The sequence below is a fragment of the Tenacibaculum xiamenense genome (assembly GCF_964513065.1).
Classification (GTDB): domain Bacteria; phylum Bacteroidota; class Bacteroidia; order Flavobacteriales; family Flavobacteriaceae; genus Polaribacter; species Polaribacter xiamenense.
This window is the reverse complement of sequence record NZ_CAZEQU010000022.1, coordinates 144,958-159,720: the sequence shown is the minus strand read 5'-3', so window position 1 is coordinate 159,720 and position 14,763 is coordinate 144,958. Positions and strand designations below refer to the sequence as shown.

General features: G+C 30.7%; 12 protein-coding genes. 8 read left to right on the top strand and 4 right to left on the bottom strand.

The annotated features are described in order from the left end of the window. On the bottom strand, positions 1-2,745 hold a 2,745-nt coding region (locus tag ACKTTV_RS09995), incomplete at its 3' end, for a non-ribosomal peptide synthetase (RefSeq protein ID WP_408030698.1). 410 nt (positions 2,746-3,155) lie between these two features. Between ACKTTV_RS09995 and ACKTTV_RS09990 the strand changes: the two genes are divergently transcribed. Further along, complete coding sequence (locus tag ACKTTV_RS09990; RefSeq protein ID WP_408030697.1) at positions 3,156-3,626, top strand: hypothetical protein; 471 nt, start codon at positions 3,156-3,158, stop codon at positions 3,624-3,626. A 112-nt stretch (positions 3,627-3,738) separates the two neighbouring features. Here ACKTTV_RS09990 and mog read toward each other — a convergent pair whose 3' ends face one another. Further along, positions 3,739-4,272: a molybdopterin adenylyltransferase gene (mog, locus tag ACKTTV_RS09985; RefSeq protein ID WP_408030696.1), complete on the bottom strand. Its 534-nt coding sequence runs from the start codon at positions 4,270-4,272 to the stop codon at positions 3,739-3,741. Positions 4,273-4,628: 356 nt separating this feature from the next. Between mog and ACKTTV_RS09980 the strand changes: the two genes are divergently transcribed. From ACKTTV_RS09980 to ACKTTV_RS09950, 7 genes are all read left to right on the top strand, one after another. Continuing rightward, positions 4,629-5,150, top strand: coding sequence for a DinB family protein (locus ACKTTV_RS09980; protein WP_408030695.1), 522 nt, complete (start codon positions 4,629-4,631; stop codon positions 5,148-5,150). 20 nt (positions 5,151-5,170) lie between these two features. Beyond that, the gene (locus ACKTTV_RS09975) at positions 5,171-5,965 is read left to right on the top strand and encodes a cation transporter (RefSeq protein ID WP_408030694.1); all 795 of its coding nucleotides are present in this window, start codon (positions 5,171-5,173) and stop codon (positions 5,963-5,965) included. Between the two features lie 124 nt (positions 5,966-6,089). Further along, entirely contained in the window at positions 6,090-7,208 is a 1,119-nt protein-coding gene (locus tag ACKTTV_RS09970) for an NAD(P)/FAD-dependent oxidoreductase (protein WP_408030693.1), read from the top strand. A 15-nt stretch (positions 7,209-7,223) separates the two neighbouring features. Beyond that, complete coding sequence (locus ACKTTV_RS09965) at positions 7,224-7,508, top strand: hypothetical protein (protein WP_408030692.1); 285 nt, start codon at positions 7,224-7,226, stop codon at positions 7,506-7,508. A gap of 206 nt (positions 7,509-7,714) precedes the next feature. Further along, positions 7,715-8,566: an alpha/beta fold hydrolase gene (locus ACKTTV_RS09960; protein WP_408030691.1), complete on the top strand. Its 852-nt coding sequence runs from the start codon at positions 7,715-7,717 to the stop codon at positions 8,564-8,566. Then, positions 8,566-9,036: an RNA polymerase sigma factor gene (locus ACKTTV_RS09955; protein WP_408030690.1), complete on the top strand. Its 471-nt coding sequence runs from the start codon at positions 8,566-8,568 to the stop codon at positions 9,034-9,036. Before ACKTTV_RS09960 ends, ACKTTV_RS09955 begins: the two co-directional genes overlap by 1 nt. Beyond that, a complete protein-coding gene (locus ACKTTV_RS09950) occupies positions 9,026-9,619 on the top strand; it encodes a hypothetical protein (RefSeq protein ID WP_408030689.1) in 594 nt (197 codons plus the stop codon). The genes ACKTTV_RS09955 and ACKTTV_RS09950 overlap by 11 nt, the downstream gene beginning before the upstream one ends. 79 nt (positions 9,620-9,698) lie before the next feature. On the opposite strand, the gene ACKTTV_RS09945 is transcribed toward ACKTTV_RS09950, so the two are convergent. Both ACKTTV_RS09945 and ACKTTV_RS09940 read right to left on the bottom strand, forming a co-directional pair. Continuing rightward, on the bottom strand, positions 9,699-9,851 hold the full coding sequence (locus tag ACKTTV_RS09945; protein WP_408030688.1) for a hypothetical protein: 153 nt from the start codon (positions 9,849-9,851) through the stop codon (positions 9,699-9,701). A 2-nt stretch (positions 9,852-9,853) separates the two neighbouring features. Next, a complete protein-coding gene (locus tag ACKTTV_RS09940; RefSeq protein ID WP_408030687.1) occupies positions 9,854-14,737 on the bottom strand; it encodes a T9SS type A sorting domain-containing protein in 4,884 nt (1,627 codons plus the stop codon). Between the last annotated feature and the right edge of the window lie 26 nt (positions 14,738-14,763).

The window sequence follows — 14,763 nt, the reverse complement described above, 5'->3', positions numbered from 1 at the left end:
ATTTAATGCTTCTCTGTCTAAATCTTCTGATAAAACAACATAACCTACCAAATACTTATTTCCTAAATCATCTTCTTTTGCTACAATACAGCATTGCACAACCTTTGAGAAATCAGACAACACATTCTCTATCTCTCCTAACTCAATTCGATGGCCTCGTATTTTTACTTGATTGTCCTTCCTTCCTATAAATTCTATAGTACCATCCGATAGCCAGCGTGCTAAATCTCCTGTTTTATAAATACGTCCACCTTCTTTAAATGGATTCGGTACAAATCTTTCCTTTGTTAATTCAGGTCTGTTTAAATACCCTCTTGCGACTCCTAATCCGCCAATACATAACTCTCCTGCAACTCCTATAGGTTGCAAATTCAACTCTGAATCCGTAATATAAGTCTCTGTGTTACCAATGGGGCTTCCGATAGAAACCTTATTTGATAAACTCATTTTATTAAACGTTGTCCATATCGTAGCTTCAGTTGGACCATATAAATTCCAAATAGCACTATCATTTAAAGAAGTTAGTTTGTTCTTTAATGACTCTTTAATAGTTTCTCCTCCAGAAATTATTATACTCCTACTTCTATTCTTCCACCCACTATCTATCAACATTTTCCATGTAGAGGGCGTACCTTGTATTAAATCTGGTTCAGATTCATCTATAAATAACTTGAGAGCATTTCCGCTTCTTCTTAGTTCTTTTTCGATTAAAATAACTCTAGCTCCAGTTATTAACGGAACAAATATTTCTAAGTAAAAAATATCAAATGTAAAATTTGACAAAGAAAGTAAGCTCCTTAATTCATTTATATTTAAGTTTTTTTGAACACTTATAAGAAAATTAAGTAAGTTCAAATGTTCAATCATCACCCCTTTAGGCGATCCTGTGCTTCCTGATGTGTAAATAACATAAGCCAAATTCGAAGGGCTTAATACTACATCTAAGCTACTTGAGGGATAACTTGATACTAACTTCTCTTCTATATCTAACCTTATTAAGGTAATATTTAAAAACTCTTTTTCTATCAATACCTCCTCTCCACTAGTGATTAACAATTTAACACCAGTATCTTCTAAAATATAATTTATTCGATCTTGCGGATAATCAGGATCTATTGGCACAAAAGCACCTCCAGATTTTATAATTCCTAAAATTCCGATAATCATCTCTAGCCCCTGCCCCAAACAAATACCTATTAAATCATCAGGTTTAACTCCTTGTTCTAGTAAATAATGAGCCAATTGATTTGATCGCTTATCTAACTCCAAATAACTCAATGACTCACCTGAATAAACCACTGCTATAGAATCTGGTGTTTCTAAAACCTGAGCTGAAAATAAATCTACCAAAGTCTTTCCTTTTGGATAAGGAACTTTTGTGGAGTTAAATTCTTCTAATAATATATGTTTCTCTGATTTAAATAAAATAGAAAGACTATTTACAGGATTATTTAAAGAAGATTCAAACTGCTCTAAAACAAAAAACAACCTGTTTACAAGATCGTTTACTTCTCCCTTCTCAAAATACCCCTCTTTATAGTCAACATGCAATTCCATAGGAGAATTTTCTCCATAATCACACCATCTGAAAGATAAAGGGACAGGGAAATCTGAAGTACTAGCTAAATTTTTAATTTCAATTTCAAGATTATGCAACGATTTTGGAAAAGGAAATCTCTCATAATTAACAACTAAATCAAATACTTGTTCTCTATTCAAAGATAACAGGTTAAGTGATCTGTTTAAATGAGAAATAGGGTATTGTCTGTGTCTATAATCTTTAAGTAATTCTGAACGAATTTCTGTAATTAAATCGAGTAAAACTTGATTTGGAATATATTTAACTTTAAAAGGAAGTATTCCCGAGAACATACCCAAAGTTTCTCTTTCATTTCTACTTCCTCTATTGTGAACTGGAACCCCAAAACTAAAAAACTCCTGCGTATTTATTTTACCATAATATATGAGTAAAGCCGCTATTGTAATTTGGGGTATGTTTGATCTTGTATTTTTCGTTAACCTATTAAGTGATTCTTTTAATGATTCAGGTACAGTTATTGTTAATCTGTCTGCTTTAAGGTTTTTATTTTCTCCTCTACTTAATATTGAATTTGGAATCAGATTATACTTTTTCTTCCAATAAGTCGCATCTTTTACATACTGACTCGATTCCAGGTAATTTTGATTTTTTATTATGCTATTGATATAGCTAGGGTATGATTTTGAAGCTACTATTTCTCCCCTTTTCAGTCTATCGTATTCATTTACTACATAATTCACTTTAATAGCAAATCCGTATCCATCAAAAACTAAATGGTGAACATATCCAAACCACCAATATTCATCTTCCGAAATCTTTATTATTGTATAATGATATAGTTGATCTTTACTTAAATCAAAAGACGTATTTAACTTGTCATACATCCATTTTTTTGCCTTCTCTTTCGACCTTTCTTGTAATGAAAAATCTAACTCCTCTAGATTAATACATTTAAAATTGTCTTTATCTAAGTAAAAACATGGTTCACCGCCGGTTAAATCATATTCAAAGTTATAAGTATCAAAAACTAAAGGGAGTTTATTTATTATTTTTCTTAAGTTACATAAATCTAGATCTCCTTTAAATATTACGTACCCTCCGATATTGTATAATGAACTTTTTGGGTTCATTAATTGCCCAAGATAGACTTCTTGTTGAGCTGAATGTAATTTATTTACAAACTCAGTTGCCCCAGTAAATTCCACAGCAATATGTTATTTAAGTTAGTATTGTCTTTTCACACAGAAATTTATATCCCCCCGTGGTTATAAATTTTGATAAAACTATTAATTAATACCTAAATATTGACGTGTTTTTTATTTTTTTTTTACATTTTTTTTTAGATTATATTTCCCATCTGACAATTTTTAATCTTATGAGAAATCACTCATAATAATCCAAATATTTATCAACTATTGGAAACGGAAATTCTGAGCAAATACTAATACTATTTGAACTATTTCTTTCTATACTAGAATACAAACTTCTTATTCCTAATATGATATAGCTCATTTTTGAAATCTTATCACTCAAATTCTTACAATTAAAATAATATTTCAGTCCAAACTATTTTTTTTATATAAATTGATATCATCAATTATTCAAAACCACTAACATGAAAGAACCTTTTAATGGCAAACAAGAATTGAAGGAATTGGATAATTACTATCCAAATTCAGATTTGAGCCATATTTATCTTAGACATAGAGATCAAATAATTGAACTTCTTAAAACCATAGAATTGGTATGGTCAAACAAGAAACTTGAAAGCCATAATTTTGAAATACTTTATGAAGGACTTAAAAGCTCGTGGCAAGTAGTTTATTTTGATGTTTTAGGCAAAGAAATTAATTCTATGATAGGGGTAATTGAAGGAATAGAACAACTTCTTATGGCTGGAATAAATGACTCAAAATGGAAGGTTCGTTTCAATACTCTAGTGATTATGAAAAGATTTAAACACGAAGAAATAAAGAAAAACATTATTGAAATAGCTCTAAATGACAAAAGCAAAAAAGTCAGGAAAATGGCTTTGGATATAAAAAAATATTGGAAAACGGGCAGCAATAAAATTACTATAAGTTAAAAATTCTATTCTTCATAAAAAGCCGACAAATATTAATCGTCAAAACACACTAAAAGTATAGAAAATCAAACTTAAAATTTCTTCTTTTTAGAATGAATTCTATAATTCTTCCTTATTTCTTCCCTGGTCTAAACACCTTCATTTCATCAGCATTTGTTTCCATGTATGGACCATCAATTAAATCAATACAATAAGGTATTGCTGGAAAAACTGCTTCCAAACATTCTCTAATTGATTTTGGTTTACCTGGTAGGTTTACAATTAAGGTATTTCCACGAATTCCAGCCGTCTGACGAGATAATATTGCTGTTGGAACATATTGCAAACTAAATTGCCTCATTTGTTCTCCAAATCCTGGTAATATTTTTTGACAAACTGCAATAGTGGCTTCAGGTGTTACATCTCTAACTGCCGGTCCAGTACCTCCCGTTGTTACAATCAAACTGCAACCTTTGTTATCAGCCATGTCAATCATAGCTTCTTTAAGTAAATCTTCCTCATCTGGAATAACGGCATATTCTTTTTCCCAGCTATTAAGTAACCATAAATCCATTAATCGACATACTTCTTTACCTGGTAAATCTTCATATTCACCTCTACTCGCTCGGTCAGAAACATTTATTATTCCTATTTTTATTTTATCCACTTTAATTCTATTTAATTGTAGTTTTATGTTAAACCAAAAATAAAAAGACTAAAGGAAAATTAGAAATTTAGAATCATTAAAATCAATTCAGCAAGTAAAAACCTAACTACCAAAATCTTAACATTTACTCATTTTCAATTTGCAACATTTATTGACGTCATCTACTCTTAAAAAGAGTAATAAGTCAAAAACTTATTACTAAATATTTAATAACCGCGCTTATTATTAATTTTCTCAGTTGTAAAAAAATGATATTCCTTAGAAAAACAAACATCCGTTGATTACAAAAAATATTTACTAACTTTTAACTCAATTCTAAGTTGTTACAATCACTTAGATTTCACACACGATAAATAATGGGAAAATCAAACAATAAAAAAGATCATGAATTTTTAGAATATGTATATAAACTTAATGAAGGAAGAGAACTGATTGAAGCCTTTGAACTAAGTTTAAAGGATATTGATGAAATAAATATTGATCAATTACAAAAAATCGGTCAAAGAACGTACGCCGAAGGAAAATGGACTATCCATACCATTTTACAACATTTAATTGATTGGGAAAGAGTATGGTGTTATAGAGCTATCATTTTTGCTCGACATGAAGGCTCCATTCCTGATGCTCATGATCAGGAAATAATGGCTGAAAACTCAAATGCAAATAAACGAACCATTGAAGATTTATTAAATGAGCTTCGAATTGTTCGTCAATCATCAATCATATTATTTAAATCTTTTAGCAATGAACTGCTTGAAACAAATTGTGAATTTTTTGAATATGAAATGCCCCTTTCTGCAATTGGACTCACAATAATCGCTCATCAAATACATCATATTAATATTATAAATGAACGGTATATTCCTTTGGATGTTTAACCTTCCCTTACCAAATGCATATGAACAAAACTATTTTTAAAATATCAAACATGGATTGCCCATCTGAAGAAAATCTTATTCGAATGAAACTTGATGAGATTCCTGATATTGCTAGCTTAAATTTTGACATACCTAATAGAATACTAACTGTATTTCATAAAGAAAATGCAGATCAGATTGAGAAATCAATTCTTGAATTAAACTTGGGAGGAAAAAAGATTTCTACAGAACCAACAGACCAAACCCATTTCAATGAAAACTCAAATCAAAGAAAATTACTTTGGACGGTACTTGGAATAAATTTTGCCTTTTTCTTAATTGAAATGACTACAGGAATCATTTCAAAATCTATGGGGTTGGTAGCCGATAGCTTAGATATGCTAGCTGATAGTTTTGTATATGGAATCAGTTTATTTGCAGTTGGAGGTACAATTACAAAAAAGAAGCAAATTGCTAAGCTCGCTGGTTATTTTCAAGTCGCTCTCGCAGTTATTGGGTTTATAGAAGTATTGAGACGTTTTTTTAGTGAAGAAAAATTACCTGATTTTTCAACTATGATTATCGTTTCAATTTTTGCCCTAATTGCTAATGGGATTTGTCTTTATATTTTACAAAAGTCAAAAAGCAAGGAAGAAGCACATATGAAAGCTAGTATGATTTTTACTTCTAATGATGTAATCATTAATTTCGGTGTTATCACCGCAGGGATCCTTGTAAATTGGTTGCATTCTAACAAACCCGATTTAATAGTCGGTACTATTGTTTTTATACTCGTAATTCAAGGAGCCCTTAGAATTTTAAGATTAAGTAAATAATACGGTAGTACCTCGCTAACTTTATTTTACACTTTATCGATACAAAAAAAAAGCAACTAAGTTGCATTTATTTTATTTTAAACCTACTTTCGTAGCCTGATATAACGTATAAAATTAAAATTATATGACAATAACCAACGTAATTATAGTTGGCGCTGGTCCTGCAGGAATTGGTATTGCTTCTTTATTAAATAAAACAGATATTAATTATATTATTTTAGAAAAAAAAGAAGTTGGGAACTCTTTCTCTGAATGGCCTGAAACTATGGAAATGATAACACCGTCCTTTCCTAGTAATGCCTTCGGACAAATGGATTTGAATTCTATATGCGAAACAACTTCACCTGCATTTTCTTTCAATAAAGAACATTTATCTGGTAACGAATATGCCGAATATCTTGACGCAGTGGCAGATTATTTCGACATAGATGTTCAAACTCATACTGAGGTTATGAAAGTTCATAAGCAAAATGGAGGTTGGAAGTTAGAAACTAATCAAGGTGTATTTTTTTCTAAATATTTGGTTTGGGCTGCGGGGGAATTTCAAAACCCTGAAATAACAAATATTTCTGGAGTTGAACATTGTATTCACAGCTCTTTAATAAAATATCCTGACTGTATAGAAGGAAATGATTTTGTTGTTATTGGTGGTTATGAAAGCGGTGTACAAATGGCTTTTGATTTAATTAAAAACCATCAAAGAGTAACTTTAATTAACCCAAATAAAATTGACAGTATGGAAACGAGTGATCCTTCCAAAGTGTTGTCTCCATATACTTATCAAAAATATCGTCAATTAAAAAGATCGAAGCTATACCGTGAAGTTATAGGAGAAGTCATAGGCGTTTCCAAAATTGAAAGTAACTACCAAATTGAACTTAAAGACAATACCATTATTAATGCCAATAACATGCCAATTTGTGCAACAGGTTTCTCTTTGGTAAAAGATCCAATTGAAGAATTTGTTATAGAAAGAGAAGATGGAACTCCTAAATTAGAAGAAAAAACTGACGAATTTTTTGGTCAAAAAAACATGTATCTGGCCGGTCCATCGGTAAGGCATGACAATCATATATTTTGCTTCATTTATAAGTTCAGGCAGCGATTTGGGGTTATTGTCGAAGATATTTTAAAAAAAGAAGATTATGATAAGAAAGGTATTGAATTACTAGTAAATACCTGGAAAGTAAATGGAATGTATTTATCGGACTTAAGTTGTTGTGCTGATGAATGTGTTTGTTAGTTCGAAATAAAAGAAATGAATAAAAATTATATTATCTCTATAGAGAGACTACATCTTATCGCTGGTTTTTCTCTGGTACTTTCAGGAATCTTAGTATATTTTTTAGATGGTTTTGAAATGGCTTTGTCTTGGATCATTTTTGGGGCTATGTATATTTCCATGTCTGATATAGGAGAGAGTGAAATGAGTATAGAAAAACTAAACCATTCAAGTCATGTTGTTCGTCGTATATTCGGATATGTCGGTGCTATTTTTAGTTTAATTCTAGTGATTTACTATCTCGTAAAACTACTCTCTTAAATGTTTATTTAGAAAGAAGTAATTCATGAACTTATGTAATGAGCGGAACCCGTAAACATATTCTTGTTTTAACCTCATCTACTGTCCAGGTTTAAAGCAATTTCGTATTACTTCCCAAATAGTATTCAAAAATATTTTAATCTCTTTGTAACATTTTTAGATTTCTCGTATCAAAAGGGCAAATTAATAATAATACGTCTTATATCATGAGAACATATCGAAACTTAATTACCTTATTCATAACATTGTCCATTACTTTTATTTCTTTTGGTCAAAAGAACATTTATTCTTTTAAAATTGATAAAAAGGGAAATGGCAAGCAAGCCATTATTTTTATTCCTGGTTTCGCAAGCTCGGCTGATGTTTGGGAAGAAACTGTTTTAAAATTTAAGAACGACTTTACATGTTACTCTCTAACAATGCCTGGTTTTGCAGGAGTTATGCCCAAAGAAAATTCTACATTTAATGATTGGTCTAACGAGATTGCAGATTTTATTAAAAATGAAAAAATCAATTCTCCCATTATCATGGGACATAGTATGGGGGGAGGCTTAGCTTTAAATATTGCCAGCGATCATCCTAAGTTAGTAAAGAAAATTTTTGTTGTTGATGCATTACCTTGTTTAATGGCCTTGACAAATCCATCCTTCACTGTAAAGGAAAACAATGATTGTTCTCACATGGTTAACCAAATCATGGCAATGTCCGAAAACGAATTTCTTCAAATGCAGAAAACAAATATTATTACTATGGTTGCCAATAAAAGTAAGCAAGATCTTATTGTAAAATGGAGTCTCGATTCTGATAGAAAAACCTTCGGAAGTATGTATTGCGACTTCTTAAATACTGATTTAAGAAATAAGATTAAATCTATTGAATGCCCTTCTGTTATTTTATTACAATCGCACTTTAAAAATTTTAAAACTCAAATAGAAAATCAATATAAAAACCTAAAAACAGCTAATTTGCAATATGCTAATAAAGGGTTGCACTTTATTATGTATGACGATCAAGAATGGTATTTTAATCAATTAAATGAAAACTTACTTAGCAACTAATGGTTTTTGAAGATATATATAAAACATTTTGGGAACGAATATTTCGAGTTTGTTTGGGATACACAAATAACCATGCAAAAGCGCAAGATTTTACTCAAGATATTTTTATCATCGTATGGAAAAATCTATCCAAATTTAGAAACGAATCGAATATTGGAACCTGGATCTTTAGAATAGCAACGAATTATTGCTTACGACAAATTGAAAAGGATAAACGGATAAAAAAATCGGAACTACCAATCAACATAAAAGAAGATTATGAAGTTTCTATAGAGGGACAAATCAAACAACTATATCATTATATTTCTGAACTTTCCGAAATAGAAAGAATTATTATTTCTTTAGAGTTAGAGGATGTAAATCAAGCTCAAATAGCCGAAATTGTAGGAATAACTCCTCAGAATGTGAGGGTAAAGATTCATAGAATAAAACAAAAGTTAACGCAAAAATTTAAACAAAATGCCAACTGATCATATAGACTTAAAAAATATTTGGAAACAGCAGAAGGCAGAGGCTCCTGATATAAAGGAATTGACCAATAAAATCAAAAAGATGAGTAGAAAAAGTAGGTTAAAAATAATTGCAACCAATGCCTTATTTGCACTAACCATTTTATTTATTGCTGGTATCTGGTATTTCTATAACCCGAAATTAATCACTTCTAAAATGGGAATGATTCTCACTATCATTTCTATGATTTTCTTTGTGTTCTATTATAATAAGCTATTTAGTATGTATAAAAAGTTAAACGATTTCGAAAAAACTAAAGAATATCTTCAAAACTTGATTAGTATTAAAAGGCAACAAAAACAAATTCAAACCAAAATCATGGGTATTTACTATATCCTACTATCGTTAGGTCTTGGATTATATATGTACGAATATATATTAAAGATGACTCTTTGGCTAGGTATTATTTGTAGTACACTAACAATCATATGGGTAACTTTTAATTGGTTTTACTTACGTCCAAAAATTGCTAGAAAAGAACAACAAAAACTTGATATTATTATTGATCAATATGAGAGAATTAATCTTGATTTAGCTGATTAATCTATGATTAGTTTACGAATAGTTATAATGCAAAAAGTCAGCTATAATAGCTGACTTTTGTCTAAATAAGTACCCCTACTTAATCGAATCCATTCCCTGGATGTTCTGGGCTTTGTGCCTGAGCTTTTTTAGGACTTAACAACAAATAGGTTCCTAATGCTGTTAATGCTGTATACTTTCCATACTCTCCTATTTTCTCAAGCGCCTCTTTTCTTGATATTTTTTTATTCATATCTATTTCAATAATATTTTCTTAGTAGTTACTCCTTTTTCGGTTTTCAAACGAACAATATAAACTCCTCTTGACAAACCACTCAAATCATACTTATCTTTAAGTTCCTTTTTTTCAACTTCATAAACCTTCTTTCCTTCCGTATTGCATATCGCAATATTGACTTTACCTATTAAGTTACCTTTAATAAGTAAATCTTTCCAGTCCATATATATTCTTATATCGTGAAGATTATTCTCTTCGGTTGATAATGTCTCTGATTTTGTATGTAAATAAAAACGACCAATTCCATCTTCTTTTTCCGTAAGATGTATTCTATATTCTGAACCATCTTTCAATTCGGTATAGGTATTCTCTTTTGTGTCTTCCAAATACACGTACAATCCTTCTGGTAAGTTTTTCGTTTTGGTTGAAAAAACCACATCCAAACCTTCATCCGATTTTAACCCGACAGGAATCACCATTGATTCATATTCGAAATTAGGTAACGACTGCAGTGTAAAATCTTTTCCTGTTGATTCTTCTAATAAATGTGTAAATACATCGAAGGAAGCACCACCAAAATTACCTACATCATACCCAGGATCGAGTCCTTTTGTAGCGGAAGCCAAGTATTTGATGTCTGTCTCTACTGTTACTCCATTTTGTGTAACTAAAAGTTGTATACTTGGAATAGTGTTATTTATTTCTCTTGAAAAAACTTCTACATTAGAATTATCACTCAAACGGTGATCCTTGTTAAAACTAAACGAAGATCCAATCGCGTTTGACTTCACAAAGAAACCTTGTCCTACAGTTAAAGAAGTAATCGGACTTAATAAGGTTTTTGCTACATATTTGTTTTGAACATTGTTCCAGGAATAAACACCTACATTTTCTGGATTAAAATTCCCCAAGTTACTTTGTATAAAATTTTCATTCGAATTATTATTTATAGGTAAATATGCTGTAAATGGATTCCCCAAAGCATTCCATTTATTTTCTTGTACTCCAATTGTTATATTAGAAGTTTCAACGTTTCCTGTAAATGTTATTGCCCCGTCGTTAGCTCTAGAAATAATATATCCTTTCCCCTTTTCAAAAGCTAAAGTATTTGTTTGAATATCATCACTTGTAATATAGCGCCACTTATTTCCTTCGGACAAGTTATCATCATAATAAGCAATAGCATATCGATTAGGCGTTACGGAAGTATTTACTCTTATATCGTTAGTTGGATTCTCTATGAATTCTTTTATACTTTGACCAGACACTGGAACCGCTACTAAACTCCACTTATTAGCTTCTAATCCGGATCTTTCATAAGTAATTAATCCATTGGCCGTTCCTTTAACAATAAGAATACCACTAGTATTCTCAGATGACGTTATGGAAACATTATTATTTGTTTTTAGGTTACCATTTACAATAATAGCTCCATTGTCATTAATGTTAAAAGATGCAAATTCTTCTATACTCAAATCGTTTACCTCGGCAAGTACCCTAGAAACTATATTTGGTGTGGTTGTAAAACTTGGAATTGCAACATTATTTGTTGAGATCGGTTTTACATTACCTACCCAATTATTGTTTTCTTCCCAATTTGAGTTACTAGAACCTGACCAAACTACCGTGTTACAGTTTTCAGAAAAGTTTGCTATATCATCTCTTTGCCAAGTGGTTAAATAGGAAGCCGAAGCATTATCTACTTCAATACATGTTAAGCTTGGATTATATTTGGCGAAAAAATCTAGCATCGAACCATTATTCCCATTTCTTACATCCAAAGACACCAATAAGTTTTGATGTACATACAAATCTTCCAACTGAGAACAAGAACTAACATCTAAGGTTGTAAGTCTATTTTTCCCTACTCTTAACTTTCTTAGCGGAGAATTCATACCTATAATTAAACTAGTAATTGAATTAGACCTCAACTCTACTTCCTCTAAAGAATTATATCCTGAAAAATCCAAAGATGTCAAGTCATTTTCTGCCGCATCCAAAACTCTTAAATTAGAATTAGCACTTAAATCCAATGATGTTAACTGGTTATAACTACAATTTAAAGATTCGAGTGAGAGAAAAGCTTCGATTCCAGTTAAGTCAGCAATATTTTGACTAGATATATTTAAATTAACAACGTTTTTAACTTTTGATGTTGCCACTTGGTTATCGTTTGCAATACCATTTCCTAAGCTATTAGCATCACCAATAGAAACGATATTCCCATTAGTGTCATGCGTTTCAAGGTAATTCTCAAAATTAGCATCCGAAACATAAGTAAGTTCACAATATAAAGCATAACTCGAGCTGGCTTCTTTCTCCCATAAACTAAAATCTCCGTTAACATTATCCACTTGTATACAATTCAAATTTGTATTTCCTCTTGAATCGAAAAGATTTACTGCATGGTTATTCCCATTGGCTACATTCAACAATTCTAAATTGTTATTTGCTAAATAAATATGAGTTAAATTTGAATTTGTCGATACATCAAGTTGGGTTAGCTCATTTTCGCCAACTCTTAAAGTAACTAACGAAGAATTGTTTTTTACATCGATCTCGGCTAATCCTGTATTATCTAAATTCAATGTTCTTAAATTAAAAAGGCTACTTAGATCAACAGTACCGAGAGAATTGTCGTTAATAAGAACTTGTTCAAGCAATGTATTACTAGATAAGTCAATGTTAGTTAACTTATTATTAGCCAAACTTAGAGTAGTTAGTTTTTTATTATTACTTAAATCAATTTGTGAAAGATTTGTGTTTCGGCAAATCAGATACCACATCTCTGTAAAATCTTCTATACCTGTTAAATCTTCAACTTCATTATTCTGAAAAACAATTCCCTCAGATACTTCAACTAATGCAGTATATACATAATCATCATTTGCTATACCATTTCCATAACCGTTATTTTCTAAAAAGTTTTCGAAAACATCGTCAGGAACATAGGTCAATCTGCAATATTCTGAAAAAGTAGCAGTAGCGTCCTTTTCCCAATTGGCCAAATAGCTAGCTGTTGGGTCATCAACAGTTATACATGTCAAGTTCGGGTTACCTGTAGCATATAATTCAATATTAGAACTATTGTTCCCATTTTTAAGATATAGAGCTCTTAACTGTCCATTTTGACATTCTATATATTCAACATTTGGACTGTTACTCAAATCTAATTCTGTAATTTGACTTCCATTTGTATATACTTCAATTAATTTGGTGTTACTGGATAAATCAAGTGTATTTATTGGAGTTCCATTACACCCAATATCTTCTAGATTCGTGTTTTGAGAAACATCTAATGCTGTTAGCGTTGTTATATTCTCTAAAAACAAATCGGTCAAATTGATCAATGAGCTAACATCGAGATTTGTTAACTGATTTTCTCCACAACTTAGTGTTTCCAAAAGCGTATTGTTCAATACATTTATGCTTGTTAAAGAATTTCCTGAACAATATAACCTAGTTAGGTTCGTATTATTTGTTATATCAAGTTCCGTAAGTGAATTTTCTCGTAATCTTAAATCTAACAACTCGGTATTAGAATTTACATCGATTGTATTGAAACTATTATAATCTAGATATAAATACTTCAATTGGCTATTAGAACTTAAATCAATTGTATTTAAGTTGTTGTTTCTTAGCTCCACTTTTTCCAATGACATTAGTCCACTTAAATTGATATTGGTAAGCCCCATATCTGAACAAGCTATTTCTGTTAAATTTGTATTGGTAGATAAATCTAAACTAGTCACTGAATTTTGAAAAGCCCTAAACTGTTTCAAAGCAACGAATCCTTCTATTCCAGTAAAGTCAGTAATTCCTTGGTTTGAAATATTCAAATAAGTTATGTTCTCTATTGCTTCGGTTCCAACTAAATTATCATTTGCTATTCCATTCCCCATACTCGTTGGGTCTCCAACAGAAACGAGACCTCCTGTTGCATTATGAGTTTCTAAATACGCTTCAAAATTATCATCAGGAATATTAGTGGTACTACAAAATGTAACAAAGTTCGTTTGTCCATCCTTTTTTGTAAATGTAGCGGTGGCATAGGCGGGATCATCAACTGAAACACATGTTAACCCTGGGTTGTTTCGAATATCAAAATCACGATGATCCAGAATTCCATTATTTCCATTACGAACATTCAAATAAGTTAACTGATTTGAATAAATGGATAAATCCACTAGTGATGTATTTTTAGAAACATCAAGGCTTGTTATTTGATTGTATTCAGCATATAATTCAATAAGCTTAACATTTTTACTTAAATCTAGACTGGTCAATAGGTTTTCATAAACCTGTAAATACTCTAGCTCGATATTATTAGAAACATCTAAACTAGTAATATTGTTATCGACACAGTCTAGCGAATTTAAGTGTAAAAGGGGGGCGACATCTATACTTGTTAATGAATTTTCATAACAAGATAGACTTTCAAGTTTGGTGTTATTTAAAAGATTTATTGAACTGATTTGATTTCCTGCACAATTTAAAATTGTTAATTGGGTATTGTTAGTAATATCTAAATTAGTAATAAGATTTCTGGAACAACTTAAAGAAGTTAATAAGAGGTTTTCCGAAACATCTAAATTAACAATGCCGTTATTTGAACAATTAAATGTTTTTAATGAAACAAAATCTTCTATTCCTGATACATTCGCAATATTAAGTCTTGAGATATTAAGGTTTTCGACAATATCTATTCTCGATGTAAATACTTTATTATCGTTTGCTATACCGTTACCCATACTTGTTACATCTCCAACAGCAACAGTATTTCCATTAGCGTCATGGGTTTCTAAGTAGTTCTCAAAACTACTATCAGGCACATAAGTTTCTTGAGCAAAATTAACATAGTGACCTACCAATAAGAACAACAAGAATAATTTTATTCTCACAACTTTTAGCTTTTGAATTACGCTTC